Annotated in this window: 24 protein-coding genes; 9 read left to right on the top strand and 15 right to left on the bottom strand. The window is 62.5% G+C overall.

The window, feature by feature from the left end; translation table 11 throughout:
• Positions 1-57: 57 nt before the first annotated feature.
• The 10 genes from IGW03_RS06785 to IGW03_RS06835 all read right to left on the bottom strand — a co-directional run bounded on the left by IGW03_RS06785 (position 58) and on the right by IGW03_RS06835 (position 12,179).
• A complete protein-coding gene (locus tag IGW03_RS06785; RefSeq protein WP_194721778.1) occupies positions 58-1,395 on the bottom strand; it encodes a GGDEF domain-containing protein in 1,338 nt (445 codons plus the stop codon).
• Between the two features lie 145 nt (positions 1,396-1,540).
• A complete protein-coding gene (locus IGW03_RS06790) occupies positions 1,541-2,080 on the bottom strand; it encodes an RNA polymerase sigma factor (RefSeq protein ID WP_228535157.1) in 540 nt (179 codons plus the stop codon).
• A 349-nt stretch (positions 2,081-2,429) separates the two neighbouring features.
• A complete protein-coding gene (locus tag IGW03_RS06795; protein ID WP_194721780.1) occupies positions 2,430-2,702 on the bottom strand; it encodes a hypothetical protein in 273 nt (90 codons plus the stop codon).
• Between the two features lie 82 nt (positions 2,703-2,784).
• Positions 2,785-3,501, bottom strand: a complete 717-nt coding sequence (locus IGW03_RS06800; RefSeq protein ID WP_194721781.1) for a nitroreductase — start codon at positions 3,499-3,501, stop codon at positions 2,785-2,787.
• Positions 3,494-4,270: an enoyl-CoA hydratase gene (locus tag IGW03_RS06805; RefSeq protein ID WP_194721782.1), complete on the bottom strand. Its 777-nt coding sequence runs from the start codon at positions 4,268-4,270 to the stop codon at positions 3,494-3,496. The genes IGW03_RS06800 and IGW03_RS06805 overlap by 8 nt, the downstream gene beginning before the upstream one ends.
• A gap of 93 nt (positions 4,271-4,363) precedes the next feature.
• A complete protein-coding gene (locus IGW03_RS06810; protein ID WP_194721783.1) occupies positions 4,364-4,615 on the bottom strand; it encodes a hypothetical protein in 252 nt (83 codons plus the stop codon).
• 25 nt (positions 4,616-4,640) lie between these two features.
• Positions 4,641-6,413, bottom strand: coding sequence for an acyl-CoA dehydrogenase family protein (locus IGW03_RS06815; protein WP_194721784.1), 1,773 nt, complete (start codon positions 6,411-6,413; stop codon positions 4,641-4,643).
• An 87-nt stretch (positions 6,414-6,500) separates the two neighbouring features.
• Entirely contained in the window at positions 6,501-9,941 is a 3,441-nt protein-coding gene (locus IGW03_RS37935) for a methylmalonyl-CoA mutase family protein (protein WP_228535159.1), read from the bottom strand.
• Positions 9,942-10,215: 274 nt separating this feature from the next.
• On the bottom strand, positions 10,216-11,907 hold the full coding sequence (locus IGW03_RS06830) for an AMP-binding protein (RefSeq protein ID WP_194721785.1): 1,692 nt from the start codon (positions 11,905-11,907) through the stop codon (positions 10,216-10,218).
• A 5-nt stretch (positions 11,908-11,912) separates the two neighbouring features.
• Positions 11,913-12,179, bottom strand: a complete 267-nt coding sequence (locus tag IGW03_RS06835) for a hypothetical protein (RefSeq protein ID WP_194721786.1) — start codon at positions 12,177-12,179, stop codon at positions 11,913-11,915.
• A gap of 93 nt (positions 12,180-12,272) precedes the next feature.
• Here IGW03_RS06835 and IGW03_RS06840 point away from each other — a divergent pair, with 93 nt between their 5' ends.
• The 9 genes from IGW03_RS06840 (at position 12,273) to IGW03_RS06880 (ending at position 19,370) form a co-directional block, all read left to right on the top strand.
• On the top strand, positions 12,273-13,283 hold the full coding sequence (locus tag IGW03_RS06840; protein ID WP_194722019.1) for an AraC family transcriptional regulator: 1,011 nt from the start codon (positions 12,273-12,275) through the stop codon (positions 13,281-13,283).
• Between the two features lie 87 nt (positions 13,284-13,370).
• Complete coding sequence (locus IGW03_RS06845; RefSeq protein ID WP_194721787.1) at positions 13,371-13,991, top strand: TspO/MBR family protein; 621 nt, start codon at positions 13,371-13,373, stop codon at positions 13,989-13,991.
• A gap of 577 nt (positions 13,992-14,568) precedes the next feature.
• Positions 14,569-15,132 carry a nucleotide exchange factor GrpE gene (locus IGW03_RS06850; protein ID WP_194721788.1) on the top strand — a complete coding sequence of 188 codons (564 nt, stop codon included), beginning with the start codon at positions 14,569-14,571 and terminating at the stop codon, positions 15,130-15,132.
• A 100-nt stretch (positions 15,133-15,232) separates the two neighbouring features.
• On the top strand, positions 15,233-16,201 hold the full coding sequence (locus tag IGW03_RS06855) for a universal stress protein (protein ID WP_194721789.1): 969 nt from the start codon (positions 15,233-15,235) through the stop codon (positions 16,199-16,201).
• The gene (locus IGW03_RS06860) at positions 16,185-17,069 is read left to right on the top strand and encodes a uroporphyrinogen-III synthase (protein ID WP_194721790.1); all 885 of its coding nucleotides are present in this window, start codon (positions 16,185-16,187) and stop codon (positions 17,067-17,069) included. Before IGW03_RS06855 ends, IGW03_RS06860 begins: the two co-directional genes overlap by 17 nt.
• An 84-nt stretch (positions 17,070-17,153) precedes the next feature.
• Entirely contained in the window at positions 17,154-17,342 is a 189-nt protein-coding gene (locus IGW03_RS06865) for a hypothetical protein (RefSeq protein WP_194721791.1), read from the top strand.
• A gap of 97 nt (positions 17,343-17,439) precedes the next feature.
• Positions 17,440-18,504 (top strand): universal stress protein, encoded by a 1,065-nt coding sequence (locus IGW03_RS06870; RefSeq protein WP_194721792.1) that lies wholly within the window; start codon positions 17,440-17,442, stop codon positions 18,502-18,504.
• Positions 18,505-18,528: 24 nt separating this feature from the next.
• On the top strand, positions 18,529-18,702 hold the full coding sequence (locus IGW03_RS06875) for a hypothetical protein (protein WP_194722040.1): 174 nt from the start codon (positions 18,529-18,531) through the stop codon (positions 18,700-18,702).
• Positions 18,696-19,370: an N-acetyltransferase gene (locus IGW03_RS06880; RefSeq protein WP_194721793.1), complete on the top strand. Its 675-nt coding sequence runs from the start codon at positions 18,696-18,698 to the stop codon at positions 19,368-19,370. The genes IGW03_RS06875 and IGW03_RS06880 overlap by 7 nt, the downstream gene beginning before the upstream one ends.
• 209 nt (positions 19,371-19,579) lie before the next feature.
• Here IGW03_RS06880 and IGW03_RS06885 read toward each other — a convergent pair whose 3' ends face one another.
• From IGW03_RS06885 to IGW03_RS06905, 5 genes are all read right to left on the bottom strand, one after another.
• Complete coding sequence (locus tag IGW03_RS06885) at positions 19,580-19,744, bottom strand: hypothetical protein (RefSeq protein WP_194721794.1); 165 nt, start codon at positions 19,742-19,744, stop codon at positions 19,580-19,582.
• Between the two features lie 185 nt (positions 19,745-19,929).
• Positions 19,930-20,796, bottom strand: coding sequence for a universal stress protein (locus IGW03_RS06890; protein ID WP_194721795.1), 867 nt, complete (start codon positions 20,794-20,796; stop codon positions 19,930-19,932).
• Between the two features lie 623 nt (positions 20,797-21,419).
• The gene (locus IGW03_RS06895) at positions 21,420-23,255 is read right to left on the bottom strand and encodes a hypothetical protein (protein WP_194721796.1); all 1,836 of its coding nucleotides are present in this window, start codon (positions 23,253-23,255) and stop codon (positions 21,420-21,422) included.
• Positions 23,256-23,371: 116 nt separating this feature from the next.
• Positions 23,372-25,249 (bottom strand): WD40 repeat domain-containing protein, encoded by a 1,878-nt coding sequence (locus IGW03_RS06900; RefSeq protein ID WP_194721797.1) that lies wholly within the window; start codon positions 25,247-25,249, stop codon positions 23,372-23,374.
• A gap of 364 nt (positions 25,250-25,613) precedes the next feature.
• Entirely contained in the window at positions 25,614-26,669 is a 1,056-nt protein-coding gene (locus tag IGW03_RS06905; RefSeq protein ID WP_194721798.1) for an SDR family oxidoreductase, read from the bottom strand.
• Positions 26,670-26,724: the final 55 nt, after the last annotated feature.

Consider the following 26,724-nt stretch of genomic DNA (forward strand, 5'->3'; position numbering starts at 1 on the left):
GGATGCAGAATGGCGGCAGTCGCTCTATGGTGCTCGTCAATCCGCACCCGAAAATCGCTAACCCGGTCCCGGCGACACTCCCGACTGCAGCGCACCGGCACCACCCTTGTCCTTCTTCACCGCATACATCGCCTGGTCCGCATGCCGAAGCAACTGTTCGATGCCGCTCCCGTGCTCGGGATACAAGGCGATGCCGATGCTGGGCCGCATCGACAGCCGGTGCTCCCCGAGCTGGATCACCTGCATGACGGAGCTGCGGATTTTCGCCGCGATCCTTGATGCATCGTCGGCATGCTGGATATGTTCGAGCACCACCATGAATTCGTCGCCGCCCAGCCGGGCCACGGTATCTTCAATGCGGATGCACTGCTTCAGGCGATGTCCCACCACGCGCAGCAGTTCGTCGCCGGCGTCATGGCCGAGCGTGTCGTTGATGCGCTTGAAATCATCAAGATCGATATACAGCACCGCGGCCTGGCGCTGCTCCTGGCCGGCCACGGCAAGCGCGTGCCGGCCCCTGTCATGGAGCAGCCGCCTGTTGGGAAGGCCGGTCAGTTCATCGTACTGCGCAAGCATGAGCAGCCTGGCATGAAGCCGGTAGCGTTCGATGGATGCCGCCACCTGCGTAGCGACGAACTGCAGCATGTCGCAGTCGCTTTCGCCATAACGGCAGCCGTCATGGCTGCGGATGAGCAGCGCGCCTATCGTCCTGTCGGAAGACGTCAAGGGCACTGCAATGATGGATGCATCGCTTGCTCCGGCAAGCACTACCTGCGGCATGGCCGTGCCGCAGGTGATCGCTTCTCCGCACAGCCGGGCCGCATGGAGTTCCTGTGTCAGCGGCGTGTCCGCGCCGCCGTCGCATCCATAAGGAAATTCAAGACTGCCGTCGGCTTCGTTAAGCAGGCCTGCAGCAAAGCCGGCCACCGGCAGCAGGCGGGCAATGATGTGATGAACGTCGCACAGCATCGCAGGCAGATCGACAGCCGCATGGGCGGCCTCGGAGATGGCATAGGTCGCTGCCTGGCGCCTTTCCAGCTGCCGGTGCTCGCTCAGGTCGCGGGCGACGCCGATGCGCATCTGATCGGCTTCCGACCAGCGGGCCGACCACATCAGGGTGGCATGGCTTCCATCCTTGCGTACGTACCGGTTCTCGAAACCGATGCGCGGAAGCCCCGCCATGACCTGCCCTGCCTCCTCGAGCGTCCTCGCCCGGTCTTCCGGCGCGACGAGGTCCAGCATGCTGCGGCCGATCAGTTCCTGCTGGCTGTATCCGAGGATGCGCTCGCATGCCGCGCTCACGAACGCGATCTTCCCGTGCACGTCTACCATGAAGACGGCATCGAGCAGGAGATCGACGACATTCGTCAGCAGCTCGGGAGGTTTTGCGCTCATGCATACAGCATACTATTAAATTGCTGCACTGCTGCATGTCATGCCAGCTTCGCGCCTTCATTGACGCCCGAAAAGCATGACTGATTGTCAATACCTCCGGACGTCAGGGCAGCGCTTCCTTCCGGTCACCGCCGGAACAGGGCGCTCATCGGCATTCGTCGCGCACCGCCGCGCGTACGCGGGAAACGCGGGACCGCACCGTACCAATCGGGATGTTGAGCTGGCGCGCCGCTTCCTCATAGGTCGTATCGCCGTCGAGCACGGCCTCGAAGGTGGCGCGCATGTCCGGATCGATGCGGTTGAGTATCTCGCCGACCTTGCGTGCGATCTGGCGCGATTCGATTACCATCATCGGGTCGATGCAGTGCTGGTCGATGATCTGCTCCAGCTCGGCTTCGTCGATGGCGTCGCACAGAGAAGAAGTCGTGCGGCGCACATGGTTGCGCGCCAGGTTGAGCGCAATCCCGAACAGCCAGGTCGATGGCTTGGAGAGCCCGGAAAAGCGCTCGGCGCAGCGCAGCGCTTCGAGGAAGGTCGACTGCACCACATCCTCGGCATCTTCGGGATTGCGGACATAGCGCAGCACAAAGCGATGGAGCTGGCGGTAGTATTGCAGGAATAAGGCATTGACATCGATGGCGGCAGGGCAAAGCGCATCGACGTCCGTAGCGGCGGCGTTCGTCATTATGATCTCCCAGTTGATCTGCATTTGTTGTCGTGGCCGACTGCACGCCTTTGATCAGCGGTTTTTTTTCTATGCGTTGCTGTTGCCGTGACTGCACGATACCCAGACGGGGCCGCCGCAAGGGGATTTGGTGAGAAATGGTGAGGGATTGAAAGTTTTTGAGGAACGCGGCGGGTTGCGCCATACGATCATTGCGATCATTGCGATCCCGGCGCGCGCATACGGAAGCCGGCGCGCCGGCGCCTCATGCACAGCGGCTGTAAAGGATGGGAGAATGGAGAAGGCGCCGATACGCCGGCATAGCCATGCACGAAGGCATGGCTATGCCGCCGGAGGCACAATCAGGACACTAGTGCAGGCCGCCCTTGGGACTCAGGTCGGTGTAGAAGTCGGATACTTGTTCCTCGACGGAAGAATAAGGCATCTGCAGATCGATGCCCCTGCCTCTCTCGCTGTTACGGTACATCGCCGCGCCAAGCAGCAGCAGCCGGCGCATGTCCGTCTCCGAAATGTTGCCTTCGATGGAAGAAAGTGCATGTGCATAAATTTCGGCAACCGTGGTTGCATCCACTTCCGCCGTCTCGGTACATTTGATGAATTCCAGAATTTCCGTCACTGTCATGACAACTCCATCGTCAGTACTCATTCGTTAATGACCGATGTAGTTTTGTCTGGTTCCTGACGCTGGCGGTCTTTCTGCGGATTCAGGAAAAGAAGCGAACGAAATTTTCCACCGGTTCCCGCTCGGTGACCAGCCGGCCGCTGATGTCGCCGGTGTCCTCGTAGCCCAGGGACATGCTGCAGACCATCATTTCATTGTCCGGCCAGCCCAGCATCTCGCGCAGGATGGGATGGAATTCATTCATCGCCGCCTGCGGGCAGGTTTCGAGTCCATATGCGCGCGCAGCCAGCATCACGTTCTGCAGGAACATGCCGTAATCCAGCCAGCTGCCTTGCTGCATGATGCGGTCGACGGTGAAGAACAGGCTGACCGGCGCGCCGAAGAATTCCACGTTGCGCCGGTGCTGGGCATGCATGCGTTCCTTGTCGGCACGGCCGATGCCCAGCAGCGTGTACAAGTCCCATCCCACCTTGCGGCGTCGGTCGATATAAGGCGAAGTCCATTCCCTCGGGTAATACGGATACTCTTCCCGGTATTTTTCCGCCTTCTCGGGATCATTGAACGCCTGCGTGAGCCGCTCGATCACGCGGCGCTGCATGTCGCCGGTCACCACATAGACCTTCCATGGCTGGGTATTGGTGCCGGAAGGCGCGCGGCTTGCGGTTTCCAGGATAGACGCGATGATCCCGGGTTCCACCGGCGTCGGCAGGAAGGCGCGTACCGAGCGGCGGCCCGCGATGATTTCCAGCATCTCGCTTGTCTTGTCAGCAGCCTTGTCGGCGCGGTCGGCTTCACTCATGGCGGAAATCCGGCTTGCGCTTTTCCAGGAAAGCCTTCATGCCTTCCTTCTGGTCATGCGTGGCGAACAGCGCATGGAAGCTGCGGCGCTCGAAGCGAACGCCTTCGGTGAGGGTCGTTTCATAGGCACGGTTGACGGCTTCCTTGGCAGCAATCACGCTCGGCAGCGACATGCCGGCGATGATGGTGGCCGCATCCAGCGCTTCCTGGTCGAGCTTGTCGGCGGGCACGACGCGCGACACCAGGCCGGCGCGCTCGGCTTCCTGCGCATCCATCATGCGGCCGGTCAGCACCAGGTCCATGGCCTTGGATTTCGATACCGCGCGCGGCAGGCGCTGCGTGCCGCCGGCGCCGGGAATGATGCCGATCTTGATCTCGGGCTGGCCGAATTTCGCCGTGTCGGCGGCAATGATGAAGTCGCACATCATCGCCAGTTCGCAGCCGCCGCCCAGCGCATAGCCTGCCACCGCCGCGATCACCGGCTTGCGCACCTGCAGTATGGTTTCCCAGTTGCGTCCGATAAAGTTGTTGCGGGTTACGTCGGACAGGGTCATCGGCTGCATCGCGGAAATGTCGGCGCCCGCTGCAAATGCCTTGGCGCTGCCGGTGAGAATGATGCAGCCGACATCGTCATCCTTTTCCATGGCGAGCAGGGCTGCGCCGAGCGCGTCCATCAGGGCATCGTTGAGCGCATTGAGCTGCGCCGGGCGGTTCAGCTGCAGTATGCCGACGCGGCCTTCCTTGCGGCTCAATACCAATTCTTCCTGCATGGCGAATCCTTTCTTTCTTCTGGGTTGTTCGATGGCAGCTGCAATGTTACCAAGACCGCATCCTTTGGGCAGGACCGGTCTCGATCGGGACGATCAGGATGAATGCGCGGCCTGCCGGATGATGCGCGCCACTTCTTCGGCGGGCATGCGGTCGGCGACTTCCCGGCAGTAACGCAGCGTCTCCGGCAGCACTTCAAGACCCATGCGCTCGGCCTGCAGGCAGCGCAGCAGCGCCAGACGCTTGTGGCCGAAACGCACGGAACGCTGCAGCAGCGTCTGCATCGCTTCCGCATTGCAGTCCGACGACGCGGCGCGCTTGAGCTTGCGCAGCTGTTCGCGTTTCATCCCGGTTCCTTTTGATGACTCAGGCTCACCAGGCGCTGTCCGGATAGGCGAGCACGCTGGCGCCGCCGCGCTGGATGGCCGCTGCCGACGCAGATGCGTCCGCCAGCACCTGTTCCGCGTAGAAGCGGGCCGACACCGCGGTCGCGCCGGCATCGCCATTCTTCAGTGCGGCCGAGAGACGCAGCGCATGCATCCAGCCGCCGCAGACATTGCCCCATAACAGCAGGTAGGGCACCGAACCGGCATACACTTCGCGCGGCGCACCTTCCTGCGTCTCCAGCAGCCAGCGCACGGTGCCGCGCAGCGCGCCGCAGGCTTCCTCCAGCCGCTCGCCCAGCGCGCGCGCATCGGCCTGGTCAAGCTGGCGCAGCGCCTGCGCATCGGCGGCTATCGTGTCGATCAGCGCATGGGCGGCCGCGCCGCGGTCGCGCACCGTCTTGCGGCCGACCAGGTCGTTGGCCTGGATCGCCGTAGTGCCCTCGTAGATGGTGGTGATGCGCGCATCGCGGTAATACTGTGCGGCGCCGGTCTCCTCGATGAAACCCATGCCGCCGAATACCTGGACCGCGTCGTAGGTCACGTCCTGCGCCGTCTCGGTGAACCAGCCCTTGAGCACCGGGATCAGCAGTTCCATGCGGCTCTGCGCATTCTTGCGCGCTTCGGCATCCAGCGTCACCGAATGGGCAATATCCTTCTGCATCGCGACGTAGACTGCAAGCGCGCGCATGGCTTCGTTGCGGCTCTTCATGCCGAGCATCATGCGGCGCACGTCGGGATGGCGCAGGATGGTGTTGCCCAGGCTGCCGTCTTCGCCGACGGCGCGGCCCTGCACCCGCTCCAGCGCATAGGCAAGCGCATGCTGGTAGGCGCGCTCGGAGATCGACAGGCCCTGCAGGCCGACCGAGAAGCGGGCTTCGTTCATCATGATGAACATGTATTCCAGGCCGCGGTTTTCCTCGCCGACCAGGTAGCCGACAGCGCCGTCCTTCTCGCCGTAGAGCATGACGGCGGTGGGGCTGCCGTGGATGCCGAGCTTGTGTTCCAGCGAGGCGCAGCGCACGTCGTTGCGCGCGCCGGTCGAACCGTCGTCATTGACCAGGAACTTCGGCACCACGAACAGCGAAATGCCCTTGACGCCCTTGGGCGCATCCGGCGTGCGCGCCAGCACGAGATGAATGATGTTGTCGGTGAAGTCATGCTCACCGAAGGTGATGAAAATCTTCTGACCGCTGATGCGGTAGGAGCCGTCCGCCTGCGGCACGGCTTTCGTCTGCACGGCGGCGAGATCGGAGCCGGCGGCCGGTTCCGTGAGGTTCATGGTGCCGGTCCATTCGCCCGTCACCAGCTTGGACAGGTAGGTGTCTCTTAGCTGCTGGCTGCCGGCGGTGAGCAACGCTTCGACCGCGCCGTTGGTCAGCATCGGGCACAGCGCGAAGCTGAAGCTCGCCGCATGCCACATTTCATCGACGACGGTCGCCATCACGGCGCACAGTCCCTGGCCGCCGTACTCCTCGGGGAAGCGCAGGCCGTTCCAGCCGCCTTCGCAGAAGGCCTTGTAGGCGTCCTTGAACCCGGGCGTGGTGGCGACTTCGGAATCTTTCCAGCGCGCGCCCTGCACGTCGCTGATGCGGTTGAGCGGATCGATCACGTCGGCGGCGAACTTGCCGGCTTCTTCGGCGATGGCGAGCGCGGTATCGGCATCGAAATCGAAACCGCAGCGGCGGGCGTGCTCGTCGAGCGGAAAGACCTGCTTGAGCAGGAAGGCGATGTCGGACAGCGGGGGACGGTATTGGCTCATGATCGTGCGGCGGAGATTGGATTTTCAAGGCGCCGCTTCGTCCTTCTGCATTTTCTGCACGGATGAAGCGGCGGTATTGCGGATGGCTTACATGCTGCGGCGGTATTGCCCGCCGACTTCGAACAGCGCGCTGCTGATCTGGCCCAGCGAGCAGACGCGCACCGCTTCCATCAGCGTCTCGAAGACGTTGCGGTCCTCGATCACCGCCTGCTGCAGCTTCTGCAGCATGGCCGGCGCCTGCGCCGCATTGCGCTCGTGGAAGTCGGCCAGGCGCTTGAGCTGCGACTGCTTTTCCTCCTCGGTGGAGCGCGCCAGTTCGAGCTGCTGCGGAATGGTGTCGCCCTTCGGATTGCGGAAGGTGTTGACGCCGATGATGGGCAGCGTGCCGTCATGCTTCAACTGCTCGTAGTACATCGACTCTTCCTGGATCTTGCCGCGCTGGTAGCCGGTCTCCATCGCGCCGAGCACGCCGCCGCGTTCGGCGATGCGCTCGAACTCCTGCAGCACCGCTTCCTCCACCAGGTCGGTCAGTTCCTCGATGATGAAGGAACCCTGGTTCGGGTTCTCGTTCTTGGCGAGGCCCCATTCGCGGTTGATGATCAGCTGGATCGCCAGTGCGCGGCGCACCGACTCGTCGGTCGGCGTGGTGATCGCCTCGTCGTAGGCATTGGTATGCAGCGAGTTGCAGTTGTCGTAGATGGCGATCAATGCCTGCAGCGTGGTGCGGATGTCGTTGAAGTCAATCTCCTGCGCATGCAGCGAGCGGCCCGAGGTCTGGATGTGGTACTTGAGCTTTTGCGAGCGCTCGTTGGCGCCGTACTTCTCGCGCATGGCCACCGCCCAGATGCGGCGCGCGACGCGGCCGAGCACCGTGTATTCCGGGTCCATGCCGTTGCTGAAGAAAAACGACAGGTTGGGCGCGAAGTCATCGATGTGCATGCCGCGCGCGAGATAGGCTTCGACGAAGGTGAAGCCGTTCGACAGCGTGAAGGCCAGCTGCGAGATCGGGTTGGCGCCGGCTTCTGCGATGTGGTAGCCGGAGATCGACACCGAGTAGAAATTGCGCACCTGGTGGTGCACGAAGTATTCCTGGATGTCGCCCATCACCTTCAGCGAAAACTCGGTCGAGAAGATGCAGGTGTTCTGGCCCTGGTCTTCCTTCAGGATGTCGGCCTGCACCGTGCCGCGCACGTTCTGCAGCACCCATGCACGGATCTTGGCGGCTTCGTCGTCGGTCGGCTCGCGCTTGTTGTCGGCGCGGAACTTGTCGAGCTGCTGGTCGATCGCGGTGTTCATGAACATCGCGAGGATGCTCGGCGCCGGACCGTTGATGGTCATCGATACCGAAGTCGACGGATTGCACAGGTCGAATCCGTCGTACAGCACCTTCATGTCGTCAAGCGTCGCGATCGACACGCCGGAGTTGCCGATCTTGCCGTAGATGTCGGGACGCGGCGCCGGGTCGGCGCCGTAGAGCGTGACCGAATCGAAGGCGGTGGACAGGCGCTTGGCGTCCATGCCTTCGGACACCAGCTTGAAGCGGCGGTTGGTGCGGAAGGCGTCGCCCTCGCCGGCGAACATGCGGGTCGGATCTTCGCCCTCGCGCTTGAAGGCGAACACGCCGGCGGTGTACGGGAAGGAGCCGGGCACGTTTTCCAGCATCAGCCAGCGCAGGATCTCGCCGTGGTCCTTGAACTTCGGCAGCGATACCTTGCGGATCTTGGTGCCGGACAATGTCGTCTGCACGAGGCGGGTGCGGATTTCCTTGTCGCGGATTTTCACGACGTAGTCATCGCCGGCATAGGCGGCCTGCATGTCGGGCCACATGGCGATGAGTTTCTTTGCTTCGGCGGAGAGGCGGGATTCGCGGTCTTGGATAAGTTCCTGCAAGGCTCCGTCTACTCCCTCCCCTTCATGGGGACGTAGCAGGGGTTTCGCAACGCCTTGCGTTGCGCCTGCGGAGTCGGAGCCGCTTGCAAGCGGCGAGGTGGACGGGCGGGGGTGGGGATGGGTTGCAGCTGCGCCCTCTAAACCCATCCCCCTCCCCGCCTCCCCCTTGAAGGGGAAGGAGCCTAACAGCATGCGTTGCGCTTCCTGCAGATGCTGGCGCTCGCGCATCATTTCCACCTGCGCTCCCACATGCCTGTGATAGCCGCGCACCGTATCGGCAATCTCCGCCAGATAACGCGTACGCGCCGGCGGCACGATCGCATTCTTGCCCGACGAGAAGCGCACCGATACCGGCGCCAGCTTGCCGGGCTGGGTCTTCAAGCCGAGTTCGGCCAGCGCCGGCAGCAGACCCTGGTACAGCGCCGTCACGCCGTCGTCATTGAAGCGCGATGCCTGCGTGCCGTACACCGGCATCTCGTCCGGCTTCCTGCTCCACAGCTCGCGGTTGCGCTGGTACTGCTTGGCCACGTCGCGCAGCGCATCCTGCGCGCCCTTGCGGTCGAACTTGTTGATCGCAACGAAATCGGCGAAGTCGAGCATGTCGATCTTTTCCAGCTGCGACGCCGCGCCGAATTCGGGCGTCATTACATACATCGACAAATCCACATGCGGCACGATGGCGGCGTCGCCCTGGCCGATGCCGGAGGTCTCGACGATCACCAGGTCGAAGCCGGCCACCTTGCAGGCGGCGATGACGTCGGGCAGCGCCTGCGAGATCTCGGAACCGGCCTCGCGCGTGGCGAGCGAGCGCATGAACACGCGCGACTGGCCGTTCCAGGGATTGATCGCATTCATGCGGATGCGGTCGCCGAGCAGGGCGCCGCCGGACTTGCGGCGCGACGGGTCGATGGAGATGACGGCGGTGTTCAGCGCGTCGTCCTGGTCGAGGCGGATGCGGCGGATCAGTTCATCAGTCAGCGAGGACTTGCCGGCGCCGCCGGTGCCGGTGATGCCGAAGACCGGCGTCCTGATCACGTCGGCGGCCTTGTGCAGTTCGGTCTTCAGGCCCGGCGCAGCCTTGTCGTTCTCCAGCGCGGTGATCAGCTGTGCCAGCGGACGCTGGCGTTCGGCGATGCTGCCCTGTGTCAGCGCCTCCAGCGAAGCCGGGGCATAAGTGGACAGGTCGACGTCGCAGGCCTGGATCATGGACAGGATCATGCCGACCAGGCCGAGCCGCTGGCCGTCTTCCGGCGAGAAGATGCGCGCCACGCCATAGGCATGCAAGTCGGCGATCTCGGACGGCACGATCACGCCGCCGCCGCCGCCGAACACCTTGATGTGCGCGCCGCCGCGCTCCTTGAGCAGGTCGATCATGTACTTGAAGTATTCGACATGGCCGCCCTGGTAGCTGGAGATGGCGATGCCCTGCGCGTCTTCCTGCAGCGCCGCGGTGACGATTTCGTCGACCGAGCGGTTGTGGCCGAGATGGATCACTTCCGCGCCATTGGCCATGAGGATGCGGCGCATGATGTTGATCGAGGCGTCATGGCCGTCGAACAGCGAGGCGGCGGTGACGAAGCGCACCTTGTTGGCCGGCTTGTATTCGGTCAGTTTCTGGGCGATGGAGAGGTCGGTCATTGTGGATCCTTCAATGATTCGGCTGTATGAGTTTTACTCCCTCCCCTTCAAGGGGAGGGCGGGGGTGGGGATGGGTTCAGCCGACGCAAGCAGTAGCGCTGCACCCCATCCCCACCCTAACCCTCCCCTTCAAGGGGAGGGGACAGAACCGCTGGTAACTTTGACTATAAATACTTTTGAGTATAGGAAGCCGCCACCCCGCTTTCCATGCCGGAAAACACCAAATTCACTGCAAGGATTTGCCATGGCGCGCATTCCGGCATGCAAGACATGATCAAGTCGACAAGTCGTCCTCCCAATACTCATTCGGCCGCCGCTCCGCACCCGGCGTCGCCTGCTCCTGCTTGCGCAGCTCCACCCTGCGGATCTTCCCGGAAATGGTCTTCGGCAGCTCCGAAAACTCCAGGCGGCGAATACGCTTGTACGGCGCGAGTTTCTCCTTCGCAAATTGAAAGATGGACAAGGCCAGCTCCCGGCTCGGCACATGTCCTTCGCGCAGCGTGATGAAGGCTTTCGGCACCGACAGCCGCAAGGCATCGGGGCTGGGCACGATGGCCGCTTCCAGTACCGCCTCATGCTCGATCAGCACGCTTTCCAGCTCGAAGGGGCTGATGCGGTAATCCGACGACTTGAACACGTCGTCATTGCGGCCGACATAGAAGTAATAGCCGTCGGCATCGCGCACGGCGGTATCGCCGGTATGGTAATGGCCGTCGCGCATGACCTCGGCGGTCTTTTTCTCGTCGCCTTCGTAGGCCAGCATCAGGCCCAGCGGACGCTGTTCCAGCAAGATGGAAATCTCGCCTTCGTCGGCCGGTGCATCGTTATGGTCGAGCAGCGTGATCTTGTAACCCGGCAGCGGCCTGCCCATCGAGCCCGGCTTGAGCAGCTGGCCGGGCGTATTGCCGATTTGCGCGGTGGTCTCCGACTGGCCGAAACCGTCGCGGATGCGGATGCCCCAGGCACGCTCGACCTGTTCGATCACTTCCGGGTTGAGCGGCTCGCCGGCGCCGACCAACTCGCGCAGCGGCACCTTGAACTTGCTCAGGTCTTCCTGGATCATCATGCGCCAGACGGTCGGCGGCGCGCACAGCGACGTCACGCCGCAGCGGGCGATCACGTCGAGGCAGTTCTTCGCATTGAAGCGCGCATAGTTGTAGACGAACACCGTGGCGCCGGCATTCCAGGGCGCGAAGAAGCAGCTCCAGGCATGCTTGGCCCAGCCGGGCGAGCTGATGTTCCAGTGCACGTCGTTCTTTTTCAGGCCGATCCAGTACATGGTCGACAGATGGCCGACCGGATAGCTCTGGTGGCTGTGCAGCACCAGCTTGGGCTTGGAGGTGGTTCCGGAGGTGAAGTACAGCAGCAGCGGATCGCTCGCCATGGTGGGGCCGTCCGGCGTGAAGTCGGTGCTCGCGGTCGCGCTGTCTTCGAAGGCATGCCAGCCATCTGCATTACCGCCGCCGACGCTGATGCGGGTGTAATCGCCGGGCAGCGGCCCGAACTTGGCCGTTTCCGAAGCTTGCGCAATCACATGTTTCACCTGGCCGCGCTGCAGCCGGTCGGCCAAGTCTTCAGTGGAGACCAGCATGGTGGTCGGCACCATGACCGCGCCGAGCTTGATGCCGGCCAGCATGATTTCCCACAGCTCGACGCGGTTGGGCAGCATCAGCAGCAGGCGTTCGCCGCGCTTCACGCCTAGGCCGCGCAGATAGTTGGCAACGCGGTTGGAGCGCTCCGCCATTTCCGCGAAGGAAATTTTCTGCTCGCTTCCGTTTTCGTCCACCACCCAGAGCGCCGGGGCATGATTGTCCTTCGCCTGCACGTCGAAGACGTCGAGCGCCCAGTTGAATTCCTTAAGCTGCGGTGCGCGGTAGTCGCGGTAAGCGGTGTCGTAGTCTTCGCGGTGCTGCTGCAGGAAGTCGCGCGCTTCGAAAAAAGCCTGGGTAGCCTGGTTGGCGGTCATGGCGTTCACCTTGTCTCGGAGATGAAAAATGCGGCGGCGGGATGCGAATCGTCATTGGCTTGGTTATCGTCTTCGCAGCCGGTTTGTTCTGCAGTATAAAAAAGCAGGAAGCGGCGGACCATGTCAAAAAACATCAAAGCTTTTGAAAGTATTTGCCACTTTTTGATCCGAGCGTCCGGCGGCGCCTTGCATCCGGGATAAAATCTGTCCGTCCGGCATTGTTCCGCCGTTATGGATACGGCCCGGAAATATGTCGGGCCGGATTCCCTCACCCCGGCCCTCTCCAGAGGTAGAGGGTGAGACCAACGACCCGAAGAATGAACCAAACTTCGGGCCGAATCAACAGGACCGTTCATTACAAGCGCATGGAAAAGGGCAGCATCTCCATCTATTTCGTCCAGTCGGCCCTCGAACCGGTCCTGGAACGCGGCCTCGATGCCGAGGAACTGCTGCGGGCCGCCGGCATTTCCCCTGCGCTGCTGCACACGCCGCAGGGCCGGGTCACCGCGCAGAATTTCAGCGCGCTCTGGCTCGGCGTGGCGCGCGCGCTCGACGACGAACTGTTCGCCCAGGATTCGCGCCGCATGAAGGTGGGCAGCTTTGCGATGATGTGCCAGACGCTGATTCACAGCCCGACGCTCGAACATGCGCTGGAGCGTATGGCCCGCTTCTTCAACATCATCCTCGACGATTTCCATTGCAGCCTGGAGAGCGACGCCCGGCACGGCTACCTGAGCATCCGCGAACGGCCGAGCCCGAGCTCGCCGCGCGTGTTCGGCCACGAGACGCTGCTGATGATGCAGCATGGCGTGGCCTGCTGGCTGGTGGGCCGGCGCATTCCCGTTCTCTCGGCCGCCTTCGCCTATCCCGAACCGTCGCGCAGCGCCGAATACCCGTTCATGTATTCGCAGCAGCTGCGCTTCAATCAGGAAGCCACCGCGCTCTGCTTCGACCGCAGCTATCTCAAGCTGCCGGTCATCCAGAACGAGCAGACGGTGAAGGACTTCCTGCGCGTGGCGCCGGCCAACATCGTGCTCAAGTACAAGAACACCACGGGCCTCGCCGCCCAGATCCGGCGCCGCCTGCGCGCCGCCTCACGCACCGAATGGCCGGATTTCGACAGCTTTGCGCAGACTCTGCACATGACGCCCTCCACGCTGCGGCGCAGGCTGGAAGACGAAGGCCAGTCCTTCCAGGCCATCAAGGACCAGCTGCGGCGCGACATGGCCATCGACTACCTGTGCCACACCAGGAAGAGCGTGATGGATATCGCGCTGGAACTCGGCTTTGCCGAACCGAGCGCCTTTCATCGTGCATTCAAGAAATGGACCGGTACCGGGCCGGGAGAATACCGGCAGCGGATGAACGAAACATGATGCTGCTGCCATCGCGCTTGATCCAAACGAAGGCAGCAAAGCGTCAAGCCGCTAAGCTCAAGTGTTGAATGACAACCGGAGCTTTGCATGGCCACGCTCGAAAGGAAAAACCAGCTTGTCGGCCTGGCAGGCTGGGTCATCGTCAGCTTTATTGCTGCGGCCCTCGGAGCCGCCGCATCCATTCAGGCCGGGTCTTTCTATGCCCAGCTCGTTCGCCCCGACTGGGCGCCTCCGGCCTCGGTCTTCGGCCCGGTCTGGACAACTCTTTATGCCCTGATGGGAATCGCCGCCTGGCTGGTATGGCGCGAGGGCGGATTTCGCGCAGCCGGATCCGCCCTCGTTTTGTTTCTGGTCCAGCTGGCGCTCAATGCGCTATGGAGCTGGCTGTTCTTCGGCTGGCACCGCGGCGCGCAGGCCTTTGCCGACATCCTGCTGCTGTGGGCATTGATCCTTGCCACCCTGGTTGCATTCTGGCGCATCAGGCCATTGGCAGGCGTGCTGCTCCTTCCCTATCTGCTGTGGGTGAGCTTCGCTGCCGTGCTCAATTACTCGGTGTGGCAGCTCAATCCCGAGATACTGGGGCAAGACAGCTCTTATTCGGTATTTCATGCCCAGCCTATTTCGGCCTTGATCCGATCGGTTGACGAAAAAAATATTGCGGCTATACTCGGCATTGATTACTCAACCTTCATTCATATACCGTCGTGAACAAACTTTGCACATCCGCGAAGCGCAATTGTTCCGGCTCCCGCCAGGGAGCTCCGGCTATGGATGCGTCCGTCCTCGCTTTCCCTCCGATCACTTGCACCTACGACTATCTGCCATTGAATAGCCGTCGCGTGCAGCTGTCCACACGAAACCTCGCCTGCCTCTATTAGGCTCGGCGAGCGCCCGAGAGAACTTCACCTCTCTCCAACCTCCCGAGCCACCCCCTGGATGCAAATGAATCGCCAGCGCAGATACTGCGCCTGACGGCCCATGCCTGTTTCATCGGATCATGCTTTGCGCATCGAGCCGGCGGGGACCTTTTGCCTAGTGCGGCCGATGCCGGACGATGGGTTCATGTCGCTCATTTCACAAAAGGACGCCGGCTTTCGCGGCATGCCGTATTCAACGCGACAGAAACAGGCAAGGCCGCTCATGCAGCAGGCTGCGCAGCATCACGACCTTGACGCTGACATGCAGAGAGAAGCAAGCGCTCTCACCTTGAGTGTGTCCGCCGATGGAATCACCCATCGATTGGGAGAACTATCCGATGACAATGCAGAAGACCGCGGAGCATGGCATGCATGCCCATTCCGATCATCAAGGCAATGGTGACCCGCAACACCGAAGCAGGGACGCATCGACAGCAAGCGGCGAGCGACCGGCCTCGGCATCCGCACTGCTCGAGCGGCTTCACCAGGCCGATGCCAACTGCAAGCGACTGACCGAAGCCCTCGCAGATGCCGCCGCCGATCAGGCGTACGCGAGAAGACGTGCGGAAATCGATCCCGCGCTCGCAGGCGTGGCTGCTGTCGAGGAATTCGCATCGACGATCCTGCCCATCAAGGACGTTCTGGAAACAGCGCTCCAGATCCGCACCTCCGATGCGGCTGCGTTCAGGGAGGGACTGGCGCTGGCGCTGCGCAAACTGACGGCAGAGCTTGCGAAACATGGGTTGCTTGAGATCGCGCCGTCAGTCGGAGATGCGTATGACCCGCTTCTGCATCAAGCGGACAGCTTTCCAGGACAGGGCGGACCCGATTGCAGGATCGCGGCGATACATGAGAAAGGCTATCTGTTGAACGGCCGCACGCTGCGCCCTGCGCATGTTTCCATTTATAGATCCGACCCAAAAATAGGTTGAGCCGGATCCCCTCACCCCGGCCCTCTCCCAGAGGGAGAGGGTGAGATCAGCAGTCCGAAAAATGAACCATTTTTCGGGCCGAATCAATAAGGAAGCGGTGATGACACGCATACAGAACATACTGGTCGCAACGGACTACTCGGAAAACGCGCGCCGTGCGGAAACCCGCGCGGCAATGCTCAGCGTCGAACTGAACGTGGACAGGCTGGAAATCATGGCGGTGCAGGCGAAGCGGATGGGGGCGCCCGCAGGGGCGCAGGCAGGATCGCCTGTGTCCGCCAGTTCCATGGGCCATGCCGCCAAGGCCGAAGGCGAACTGATATCGATGGACCTGAAGCCGAACTATGACGGCCCGCACTGCGTTCGCACGCTCAAGGTGGGAAACCCGGCAGCTGCGATCACTGATCATGCGGCACAAATGCATGCGGACCTGACCGTAGTGGCTATCCGGAAGCAGCGGGTTTTTCCGCATCTCCTGGCAGGCTCCGGCCATGATGATGTGATCCGTCTGTGCAGCCGGCCGGTTCTCCTTGTCAGACACGAACCCCGGTCTGCCTACGAGCGCGTTCTGGTCGCGGTGGACTTTTCCGAGGAATCGGAACAGGCGGCACGCGTCGCGCTGGCGATGGCGCCCTCGGCGCATGTCACCTTTGTCCACGCCTGCCGGCTGCAGCATGAGGAAGTCATGCGTGAAGCGGGACTGTCGGCCGAATCGATCAACAAGCATCGCACACGATTGTGCGAGCAGTCGCAGGTACAGCTCAACCGGTTCATCGCAGCCCTGGGGCCTCGCCGGCAACTCATCTCCAGAACGGTTCAATACGGCCACATAACGGCCGTACTGCGTGAACATGCAAGCCGAATGAATGCCGACCTGATCGCCATGGGCAAGACGGGAAGATCGCTGCCGCAGCCAATGCCGGCAGGCAGCGTAACGAAACGCCTGGTCAGCGAAAGCGCCTGCGATCTGCTTGTCGCACCGTTGCCTTTCGTTCCCGAAATCGACAGCCGCGATGATCGCCATGCTCACCATGACGTCCGGAGAAGAGATCATGAAGTATTTTTATAATGAAACCGCCCTGCCCGTTTCCGGTGCCCGCACACGCATCCTGCGTGCGAATGAAGCGATGCAGGAACCGAGTGCCGAACTGAGCCAATACTCCGTGGTGGTCACGCGTCCCGCGTTCCATGTGGACAGTCTGCCGCGCCGAATCATCGACATGGATATGAAATGCACGGTGTTTCCGTTGCTGGAAATTTTACCGGCGCCCGACCCCGGGGTGGTTGTCAAAGCCGCACGCAACTTGCGGCAGTATGCCTTGGTCGTTTTCGTGAGCCCGTCGGCGGTTTCTGCGTTCGTCAGCTTTCTTGAAGCCTGGCCGCTGGATGTCGCCATCGGCGTGGTCGGCAGGGGAAGTGCCCGCCGCCTGAAACATTATGGATTCTCGCCGAACAACACACGATTGATCGTTCCGCCTTCCGGTGAAAGCGCCGACTCCGAGTCCTTGCTCAGGCAGCTCGATCTTGCATCGCTGAAGGGCAGGCGCGTGCTGATTGTCCGCAGCGACAAGGGAAGAAACTTCCTCACCAATGCATTGCTGGCCAATGGAACGGTGGTCGATCATCTGGCTGCATACCGACGTACTGCGCCCAAACTGGACCAGTTCCGTGCGGAGAAACTGCTGCATCTGGTGCGGTCCCGCAATACGTGGCTGATGACCAGCGCGGAAGCCCTGTCGGTTCTGGTGGAACAGGTCGATATAGCAGCCGGCCTGGAGGGACTCGCGGAAATCAGGAAGCAGACTCTGGTGGCAAGCCATCCCAGGATTCATGCCGCCGCACTGCAGGCGGGCTTTGCCGATGTCACGCTCTCGGGCACGACGGATGATGAATTGCTGGAAACCGCGTTATCGCTCCGCGGCAGCAATCGAAGATAAGCCGCTCCCGTCTGCGGACTGCTGCGGACCATATCTGCTCACGATGGCATTCGCCGTTATACCGACATGGCATGGAGAGCTCCAATGATGAACAAGACCATTCACTACCTGAACGATGATGCCGGTGTCCAGGCCAGGCGGGCGCTCGCACGACCAGGAAAACGCAAGGTCGCCCGGCGGGTAGTCGTGCGAGGAGCGCGGCTCAGGACATGGATCCGTATCGTGATCGGCTGTCACGTTACGCTACTTGCAACCCTCTGGCTTCTTGAATGACGCGCTGCGTCATGCACGTATCCGAGTTCGCGCCGTGGTTGCTGCGGCGCCTGTACCGCGCATGCGGCCGTTGACGTCGGCCGGTGGAGACTTCCTGATGAATACGATACTTCCCGTACTGCACGGAGTGCGTGCGGTGCTGACACGTGCCTACGAGGCACGCAAGCTGCGGCGCGCCCAGTTCCTGTCGAACAGGCTCGCCGCACCCGAACTGGCCGATCTGCAGTCGACTTCGCGCCACGTCATGGGCACGACAGCGGCCGGCGTGAAGACCATCCTGGCGAGCATCGACGGCCATGCCGGACCGGCGGCGAAACGAGGTGCAATGCTGGCCGAACTTTTGCAAGCCGAGCTGGAATTGATGGCCTCACGGGTTACGCGGCTGGGGCTGCGAACGGCAGCCGTCATATCGGGCACGCGCACACTCGGCCGTGATGCCATCGCCCGTCTGGCGCAGGGTGACGACAGCGATCTGCAGCGCGCGCCTGAAAGAACGAGCATCAGCATCGGCAGCATTGCACAGAGGGTTGCCGCACAGGCATCCGAAAGCAAGGCGGACCTGGTTGTTGCCGATGCCGGGCGTCGGAAGCTTGTCGCAAGGTTCTTCAGACAGGACCTCGCCAGCGAAATTCTCCGGCACTGCCGCCGTCCGCTGCTGTTCGCCGCGACCACGCCGCAATCGGCCTATCGCCACGTCCTCGTGGCCATCGACTTCTCTGCCGCAGCGAGCGATGCCGCGCGTCTGGCCATTGCCCTTGCACCGCAGGCCCGCTTCACCTTCGTTCATGCAGTGCGCATGCAGGACGAAGACGTGATGCTTGAGCTCGGCTTGCCCAGGGAAATCATTCGCCTGTTCCGCAAGAAAGCCTGCGAGACAGGCCGCGAGAAGCTGCAATACCTGGCCGCGAGGCTGGGCGTCGCTCCGCAGGCCGTCACGCATGTCGTCGAACACGGCAGCGTCGAGCATGTGATCTCATCCTGCGCACGGCGAACGGGGGCCGATCTTGTCTGCGTCGGCAAGCGGGAGCAGTCATGGTTCAAGGAGCGGCTGACCGGTTCCGTGGCCTCGCGACTTCTGCGAATGAGCCGTGCCGATCTGCTCGTTGTGCCGCAACGCGGCACACATGACGTCGCTGCCGATGAAGACACCGTTCTCCTCTGAATCATTATTACGTTCGACTGCATCATGGATTCCATAAAAGATTTCGTCAAAGCCAAGCGTCCCTGTGCGGAAGGCTTCCGCTGGTTCCTGCGCCATCATCATGATGGAAGCGACTATCAGCCTTTGCTGGATGTGCTGATGCGTGCACGAACGAAACCGGAACGCCTGATGAGCGGATGGCGGGCAGACTCATGCTAGCGTCATTGCCCCTGTTCTTGCTGCAGGCTGGCCCCAAGGCGCTGCGCATCGACGTCGAGCAGAAACCGGAGGATCTGCTTGCCGAGCTCGATACCCTCTACGGCCGCCTGAACCGCCCCGGCGATGCGCTGTGCGGCCTTGCGATGCTCGACATCGATTATCCAGGCCTGGTCTTCCGCTATCGGGTGGCGGACGGCGAACATTACGTTTATGCGGAAGACAGCCTGCGCCGCAGGCTCGCCGGCTATACGGTATTCAATCGTCTGGTCGAACTCGACCGGCAAGCCGATCGCCACCTGCGCGCACCGCACTCCAAGTATGCGCCGGGCTACCAGCGCCGCGGCATCGCCAGGGCCGTCTACCGGTGGTGGCTGGACGGCGGGCGCTGCCTCATCACCGGCGCGCGTCAGTCCACCGGTGCGCACGCGCTGTGGACCTCGCTCGGCCGGCATTACGGTTTGATCTACGTTGATCTGCGCGACAAGATGCTTCGATATCTCGGGACCGATATCGACGAGCAGGTGCGAGACAGGCTGCATACGAGAATGATCCTGCTGCCGCAAGGGCTGGATACAAGCATGCTTGCCGAACTGGCCGGCTTGCGGGATGCGAGGCCGGATGACAGGCAGTGCCTTGATGATCGTGCAGGCCGCTCCTGCAGCCGCTGAGCGGCCTGCCTGCCGCGTATGGCCTTGTCGCGGAGAGGTGATGCGCCAGCCATTGGTGCAGCTGGAACATGAGCACAGGCCGTGCCGCTCTTGTTCCATGTGTCCGTACCAAGTCAGCGCTGCTCCTTTCTGTGCTCCCACGGACTGCACCGCTCATGATGACACATTGCTACGGCACTACGACAGGGCGCCGGGTATGTCGATTGCGCTCAAGGCAGCGATGCAGCCAGCACGCCGAGACCGCCGATAGCACTGACCGTTCCCAGCCCTCCGTAAAACCGGCTGTCGACAAGCTCTCCATTACTATAGTGAAGCCAGCTGGTCCATAGCAGCAAACCACCCAAAAAACTTGCCAGAATTCCGAACGCATTCATTTTTTCATCCCTTTGCAGTTATCTATAGATCCGGCCCGCAAATATGTTGAGCCGGATCCCCTCACCCCGGCCCTCTCCCAAAGGTAGAGGGTGAGATCAGGGACCCGAAAAACGAATCATTTTTCGGGCCGAATCAATAAAAAACAGGTTCCAGCACCCGTTCTGCCTGTGCAGATGTCCCGCGCCTACGCCGCCAGACAATCCATATTCATGCGGGTGTCATGTCGCATGCCTGACGATGCGGTCGTGCGTACATCACTGTAGATTTCCTCGATGCACTCGCGCGCATCGTCCGCAAGTACCACAAGATCCGGCTTGTATTTGTCGACGTACTCCGTGACGACGGCCCTCAGCGGTCCCGAACTGGCCATGCGCAGTATCGACCGGGGAGCATGGCCGAGCCCTGCAACGAATCGGTTAAGCTGCACGCGGGCCAGCTCTGCGTTCCCGGACAATGCATCGCCGCGCAGCGGATCGTGCGCTGCCGGTTCATCATAGGTCTGGAGGAATGTGAAGTGGGCCCGCGGGGCGATCTGGACCGCCATCGTGGCCGCACGCGCTGATGCGCCGTTCACCACGACAAGAACGTGACAGTAGGAAGTGACCGGCTGGCCGAAGACGATGAGCATGGGCCGGGTTGCCATGCGCATCAGGCGTTGAACGTGGTATCCGATGCATGCATCATCGGTCCGGCTGCCGCCGTGCGAGCCGGTGACCAGCAAGTCTGCAGCCACTTCCTCGGCCTGAGAAATGATCTCGGCGACAGGAAGCCCGATTCTGACGGCCGGTTCGCAGCGGATCGCGAAGTCGCGTTCCAGTCCGGCACACAAGGGCATCAACTTGTTTTGCAATTGCTTCACCCTGCCTTCGGCCGTCGCGATACTGCGATTCTTCACCATGGCGATTTCGTCGAGCACGGCGGGCGGTTCCACTGAAACCACCTCCAGAACCCTGAGCCGCATGTCTTCGCACAGCATCGCGGCGCGCGCTTCTGCCCGCGCGGCATATTCGGAGAAGTCCGTTGCAACGAGTATTCGCTTCAGGTTTTCCATACTTCCTCCTGATTGACAACAATGAGTTTCATGCACACGACGAGATGCAGCGCTGCACTTGCCGCATCAGCAAGCGGCGGGCAGGCGCATCCCGATTCCGGATCAAAGCCGGATGCACGCAGACGGACGCGCACACCCGGGTGATGTTTTCACCGGATTGATGAAGTGAGGTTGCGGCAAGCTCGGCTGCGCTCTCGAGAATGGTTTCTCAGGCGCCGGCCGAGCTCAAGTGAGGCAGGCTCGGCCCTGCTTGCGCGAAGGAGATGTCGTGAATGTGCGCGTGCGCGTCAATGCGCTGCACGAGCGTGACGCAGCAGCGAATGCATGCGCACACGGGAGGCGCCGCTCTTGCAGAGATGGACAACGGCTATCGTCGTGACGGCGAAGGTTGCACATAAACGCTATGAAAGGCTGTTGGTTGAAAGGCAGGTCCGAGTATAGCCGGTTTGATTTTTATTTCAACCGACGCGAATCATGGACGCGCGCGTACGCTGCGAACAGCGCACGCGGCTCAATTGCGGCACGGAAAACCTGATCCTGTCTTCCTTGCGTACGGGTGCTCCAAACGGCCTTGCAGGCAAGGCCTGGAAAGGTTCACTTATGTTCCTGCAGTCCTTCCCGGTTTAATTTCCCCGGCCGGAATTCCCCGACCCTTGGCCGGAGTTTCCGCGAGAGTTATCGCCGCCGGCCCCGTTCCCTGAGCCCGTCCCTGAATTCCCTGCCGGCGTTGCTGCGGGTGTCGTTGCTGCCGGCGTTGTCGCCGTTGGTGTTGTCGCCGTTGGTGTTGTCGCTGCCGGCGTAGCAGCAGGCGTCGATCCCGGCCCGGAAGAAGACGCAGCAGGCGTTCCCGCCGATGGCGTGCCTGGAGTGGACGGAGCGGCCTGCGCCGGCAGGTCGGCCTTGCTGGTGGCCCAGGCGCCGCGATTGCCGGAACGATCGGTCCACGTGCCGACGATGGTTCCATTGGGCTGCACGGCGCCGGTCAGCGTCCGGCCGCTGGCAGCGGAAGTGAGCGTGATGGTGCCGTCGTCCCGGACCGTGCCGCTGACCGGGGCCGCACCGGCTCCCGGGACGGGGTCGGTTACCGTACCGCTGACCGTGCCTCTCGCATCGACCGTCATGGCGACGCTCGCTGCGGGGACAGCCGGCGTCGCTGGGGTAGCCGGGGTAGCCGGGGTAGCCGGGGTGCTTGGCGTTGCAGGAACGGTAACGGGTGCGGTCGGCGCAGACCATTGTCCTGTAAAGTCGGATTCGGCGACGGTGGAAACGGGAGCAGTCACTGCGTTGGTAGTGCCCTTGCCGAACCGGTCGGACATGGCCGACGCCCCCTTGCTCAGCGATTTCGGCAGCGTCGCTGCATCGTAGTAAGCCGTTTCCGCAGTGGCGGCCGGCGATTTGTCGAGCGTGGCGCCATCGACCTTGCCGTCGGTGAGATCCCTTGCAAGCTGCTCGGTAATACCCAATGCCGGCGGCGCCGACGCCTCGGGCCGCCGTTTGGCCGCAGCCTTCGCTAGGCCGCCGAGCACCGTCGCGGCGACGCCGTAGCGATTGGCGGGCAGCGCGGTTTCCGGGCTGCTGCTGTCGACAGGCGTGGGAAGGCTCTTCACCGATTCCAGCCGCAGCTGCGGCTCCAGCGTGGCGTTGACGGCAGCGCGTACCGCTTCATTGGCTGCCCGTACCTGTTCTGCGGTCAGGCCGGTCAAGGCGGTGGCAGATGCGGCTGCACCGCCTGCGGTCGGCGACCTGAAATTGTTGAGCGCATACCGGTAGGCCGATTCGGTCAGGGGCGATACGCCGACGTTCTCGTCGAACCTGTCCACCAGCGCGTGCAGGGTCTGGCCCGGACCGAAGTCGACGAGCCGGTCGGCGCCTTCATCGTAGTACTGCGCGCCAGCACGCCCGGTCAGAGTCAGCAGCAACGGCCCGTCGGACGCGCGCGGGCGGATGGTGACCAGGCCGCGCGCCGGGTCGGTGACGGCGGAACCGAGGACGGCGCCGTCGGAAAGACGCGTTACCGTCATGAGCGCATTGATGACCTTGCCCTCGCCGCCGCCCGCGCCCGCGCCGCCTTCGCCGCCACCGCCTCCGCTGCCTGATCCGCCACCTCCCGATCCCCCGCTGCCGGACCCGCCGCTGCCCCCGGAACCGCCGCTGCCGACGCCGCCTGCATTGCCGACGCCGCCGCTCTGGGCCGCGCTGCAGTTATCGACGCCGTTTTGCGGGACGCCGCCCCAGCCGTCAGGATAAAGCGCGTTGATGTCGCCGCTGAATCCGGTGGCGATGTAGCCGGCGCAAGGCAAGGTTTGCGCCCCGGTCGGCGTGGTGTTTGTATTTGCGCCCGCACCTGCGGCCGGAGAGCCATCGCCGCCACCGCCGCCGCAGGCGGTCAGTGCCAAGGCCAGCGCCAGGGAAAGCGCAGCGGGCTTCGGATGGCGGATTGCGTGATGTGTGGAATTCATGTCTGCGGCTCCTCGTTATTGCATGGGGTTGTGCGTCGTTCCGTACGCCGGCCATGCCGTCCGGCGTATCGGATCATTCGTCTTCGTCAGCAGCGGCGATTCGACCTTCTCCGGCCTTACTGCCGGGACGTTGTTGCCGCTGCGGGAAACACTCCGGCGGATGTCTCTGTCCCAGCCCTGTTCTGCAAAGTGCGATCCGCCAGGACAGTTTGCCGGCCCGCGGCTGTTTCCCTTGCCATCGAAAGCGAGCGGCTCACCGCCTCTGGCTTGTAATACTTGTCCCGGTAGCGCGACATCGGGTAGTAGTCGGTCTGCTCTCCGCCGGGACGATTGATGGTCCATCCGATCAATGCGTCGGCGCCCTTGGCGGCATCGAAATAGCCGTCTTCGTTCCACAGGACCCAGCGGCCGTCCCGCGCGGCAAACAGCGACATCAGCAGGGCGCCGTCGGCCGTACGCCGCCAGCGCAGGGTGCCGTCCGCCATGGCCACGACCAGCAGGCGTCCGTCGGCGCTGACGTTCACCGCGCGCGCTTCGGTCGCAAGCGGAATCAGCCAGCGCTCGTAGCCGTCGGCTTCGATCCTGCGCAGGCTGCGGCTGGTGGCCAGCAGCACCGCGGATTCGTCCGGCAGGAAGGCGACTGCCCGCGAAATTTCCGTCGGCGCCATCGGTACCGCGCGCCCGGCCACCGTCACGTCATAACTGTTTTGCCAGATGCCGATGGGTATGCGCCTGCTGCTGGTCTTCGCTTGCCGCTGTGCGTTGCGTGCACCGCTCGTCATGCTGCGGCTGTTCACGGAGAAGGAATACGGCTGCTCGCCGGGAGCGAAGCGCCAGGCCACGGTCCTTGCATCGTCGCTGATGGTCAACACATCGGCTTCATAGAATTGCGCGCTCTTCGGCGGCGCCATGATTTTCGCTTCCGGCCCGCGCAGCACGCCCCATCCCGGTTCCACCGTGGAGAACAGCACGCGGTTATCCGACAGGGGAAGCATGTCGGTGATCGAATTGGCGGCCGCACGCGTTTCGCTGACGTCGCCCTGCGGCCAGCTGATGCGCTTGATGATGAAATCGTTCTTGCCTCGGTAGCCCGAGCCCGCTGCATAAAGCGCCGCGCCGTCGCGCTGCCAGGCGACATTGCGCAGGTTGCCGTGAGCAAGATCGTCAAAGACGAAGGATTTCGCCAGCTTCTGGTTTGCCACATCGAAGACGTCCACCTGCACTTCGCGCGCCGACTTGCGTGATAAATAACCGACAGCAATCAGGTCGCCGTCGGGCGAGAACTGCACGCCTCTCGGGTCGGGCAGTGCGCCGCGCAGTGTCGCGAGCAGGCGGACTTCACCGGCGATTCCGTACACGCGCACGGTGCCGTCCGATACCGGCAGCGCAAGCAGGCCGTTGCGCGACAGCGTGATGCTCCAGGCATCCGCCGGCAGACGTTCCTCATGCACCAGTTCGCCCTCGTCGTCGAAGACGCGGAAGGCGGATGCGCCGGCGTAAGCTGCGGCAAGCAGCGCACCGTCGGGCGACCACTGCAGCGACTTGATATCGCCGCCGCGCGCATTGACCGCCTTGAGAAAGGCCATCCTGTTCAAGTCGTAAAGGTAGATCCGATGCTGGCCGTCAGGCGCGGCGGTCGTGCCTGCCAGCGCAAGCTTGCCTTGCGGCGACACCGCGGCGGCATAGAGCCGTCCGATATTTTCCGGACCGACGGGAAGATGAAGCGTCTGCAGCAGGCGGCCGCTGGCGATGTCCCATATGCGGGCCGTCTTGTCGTCGGACGCGGTGACGAGCATCTTTTCCGCCGGGTCAACCGCAATCTGGCGGATTGCGGCCGTATGCGTTCCCGGGTCAAGAGTCAGCACCGGACCTTGCAGCCTGTCCGCCGCTTCTGCCATCGGCGGCGCCGGCAAAATGACCAGTGGAACCACAAGCGCGAATATGCCTGGCAAGCTGCGTTGCATCCGGTCATAAAGCCAATGGGAAAGCTTCATGTGCGTCATTTCTCTGCTTCCGTCATCGTGCCCTGCTTCCCACCACTTCTGTGAAAGCGGAAAGGCAACTTCATGCAGCACCATGCCACTTGCGAAAGTTTTGGAGCAGCAATGAAATCGATCCACACAGGCCGATAGGCCGTGCGGGCAATAACTGGAAGATTTGGCAATAAAACTCTGTGGACTACAGAAAACAAGTTGAAGTTCAGCGCACTTACAAATGGCACTTGGCGTGTTACATCCTTTTGCGACAAGCCTTTCCATCGCGCATCAACAGATGCAGATGGATGACTTAAGCAACTTCGCCAAACACCCATTCATGAACAGGGCATTGCCGCACGAGCTTGAGTTTGAAAGGCATGGCTTAAAAATGCACTACCTTCTGCTCCCGCAGGCTGCGCATCAATCGAAGAATTTCGTCTCCGCTGTCCAGACACATCCCGTCGAACCCAAACCGCCGCGCCTTGTTGACATCGAAGAAGGCATCATTCTCGACATTGAAGATGAAATCCCCGAACGCCCAGTTGGCAATCTCGTCCAGCTGATACTGATGCAGCCCGTACTTCTCCACCATGCGCGCCCATAGCGGTCCCTTGTCCTTCATCGCTTCGGTGAGCCGGAAAGTCTGGGGCTGCACGCAATCGATGCCGAACAGATCGGCGACCAGCGGAAAGACCTGGTTCCAGCGGAACACGTCGCCGTTAGTGATGTTGAAAATTTCGCCGTAGCAGGCATCGTTGAGCGCCGACCATTCCATGGCTTGGGCCAGCAGGCGGGCGTCAGTGACGTTGACGAGAATGTCGTACGCCCTGGGTGATCCGGGAAAGCGCAGCGGCACGCCGATTTCCCGGCACAGGCTGGCGTAGGCGGCAATGACATTGCCGAGATTCATCGGATTGCCGACCGCAAAGCCGAACACGATATCTGGCCGCAGCGCGGTCCAGCTCCATGGTTTTCCTTGTGCCGCGTCACGCAGGTAGTCTTCCTGGTCGTAATAGAAGTTCGGCGGGAAATGGCGCGGATCGCTTTCCTTCGCCGGCGTCTTGTACATGCCGAAATGCGCGCCGTAAGCCTTGCCGCCCTGGATGAAGGTCACATGGCGGAATTGCGGCGCATGCCGCTCGACCGCCTCGACCAGGTTGCGCAGCATGCCGACATTGACTTCCGACTGCCTGACCGCATCCGCATGCTCCTGGTAGGCGGCGAAGAAGACATGGGTGACATCCTTGAGCCAGTCGGCCTTGGCGGCAAGCGCGGCGGGGTCGAGCAGGTCGGCCGGCTGGTAGTCGACGGTGGTGGAAAAGCGCAGCCCGCGGCGGGCGATTGCCTTGACGCGCCAGTCGGGACGGGTTTCGAGATGCTGGATCAGATTGCGCCCGATGATGCCCTGGGCGCCGAGGACAAGCGCGGTATGCGTCATTGATGCGTCTCCGGTACGAAAAGACAATCCCGGTGTGACTGCGCGGACCGGGTGG

Source organism: Noviherbaspirillum malthae, assembly GCF_015352985.1.
In the GTDB taxonomy this organism is placed as follows: domain Bacteria; phylum Pseudomonadota; class Gammaproteobacteria; order Burkholderiales; family Burkholderiaceae_D; genus Noviherbaspirillum; species Noviherbaspirillum malthae.

Bases quoted from the DNA above. Each gene is read 5' to 3' on its own strand.
- IGW03_RS06785 (WP_194721778.1), bottom strand. From the start codon at position 1,395: ATGAGCGCAAAACCTCCCGAGCTGCTGACGAATGTCGTCGATCTCCTG.
- IGW03_RS06790 (WP_228535157.1), bottom strand. From the start codon at position 2,080: ATGACGAACGCCGCCGCTACGGACGTCGATGCGCTTTGCCCTGCCGCC.
- IGW03_RS06795 (WP_194721780.1), bottom strand. From the start codon at position 2,702: ATGACAGTGACGGAAATTCTGGAATTCATCAAATGTACCGAGACGGCG.
- IGW03_RS06800 (WP_194721781.1), bottom strand. From the start codon at position 3,501: ATGAGTGAAGCCGACCGCGCCGACAAGGCTGCTGACAAGACAAGCGAG.
- IGW03_RS06805 (WP_194721782.1), bottom strand. From the start codon at position 4,270: ATGCAGGAAGAATTGGTATTGAGCCGCAAGGAAGGCCGCGTCGGCATA.
- IGW03_RS06810 (WP_194721783.1), bottom strand. From the start codon at position 4,615: ATGAAACGCGAACAGCTGCGCAAGCTCAAGCGCGCCGCGTCGTCGGAC.
- IGW03_RS06815 (WP_194721784.1), bottom strand. From the start codon at position 6,413: ATGAGCCAATACCGTCCCCCGCTGTCCGACATCGCCTTCCTGCTCAAG.
- IGW03_RS37935 (WP_228535159.1), bottom strand. From the start codon at position 9,941: ATGACCGACCTCTCCATCGCCCAGAAACTGACCGAATACAAGCCGGCC.
- IGW03_RS06830 (WP_194721785.1), bottom strand. From the start codon at position 11,907: ATGACCGCCAACCAGGCTACCCAGGCTTTTTTCGAAGCGCGCGACTTC.
- IGW03_RS06840 (WP_194722019.1), top strand. From the start codon at position 12,273: ATGGAAAAGGGCAGCATCTCCATCTATTTCGTCCAGTCGGCCCTCGAA.
- IGW03_RS06845 (WP_194721787.1), top strand. From the start codon at position 13,371: ATGGCCACGCTCGAAAGGAAAAACCAGCTTGTCGGCCTGGCAGGCTGG.
- IGW03_RS06850 (WP_194721788.1), top strand. From the start codon at position 14,569: ATGCATGCCCATTCCGATCATCAAGGCAATGGTGACCCGCAACACCGA.
- IGW03_RS06855 (WP_194721789.1), top strand. From the start codon at position 15,233: ATGACACGCATACAGAACATACTGGTCGCAACGGACTACTCGGAAAAC.
- IGW03_RS06860 (WP_194721790.1), top strand. From the start codon at position 16,185: ATGAAGTATTTTTATAATGAAACCGCCCTGCCCGTTTCCGGTGCCCGC.
- IGW03_RS06865 (WP_194721791.1), top strand. From the start codon at position 17,154: ATGATGAACAAGACCATTCACTACCTGAACGATGATGCCGGTGTCCAG.
- IGW03_RS06870 (WP_194721792.1), top strand. From the start codon at position 17,440: ATGAATACGATACTTCCCGTACTGCACGGAGTGCGTGCGGTGCTGACA.
- IGW03_RS06875 (WP_194722040.1), top strand. From the start codon at position 18,529: ATGGATTCCATAAAAGATTTCGTCAAAGCCAAGCGTCCCTGTGCGGAA.
- IGW03_RS06880 (WP_194721793.1), top strand. From the start codon at position 18,696: ATGCTAGCGTCATTGCCCCTGTTCTTGCTGCAGGCTGGCCCCAAGGCG.
- IGW03_RS06885 (WP_194721794.1), bottom strand. From the start codon at position 19,744: ATGAATGCGTTCGGAATTCTGGCAAGTTTTTTGGGTGGTTTGCTGCTA.
- IGW03_RS06890 (WP_194721795.1), bottom strand. From the start codon at position 20,796: ATGGAAAACCTGAAGCGAATACTCGTTGCAACGGACTTCTCCGAATAT.
- IGW03_RS06895 (WP_194721796.1), bottom strand. From the start codon at position 23,255: ATGAATTCCACACATCACGCAATCCGCCATCCGAAGCCCGCTGCGCTT.
- IGW03_RS06900 (WP_194721797.1), bottom strand. From the start codon at position 25,249: ATGAAGCTTTCCCATTGGCTTTATGACCGGATGCAACGCAGCTTGCCA.
- IGW03_RS06905 (WP_194721798.1), bottom strand. From the start codon at position 26,669: ATGACGCATACCGCGCTTGTCCTCGGCGCCCAGGGCATCATCGGGCGC.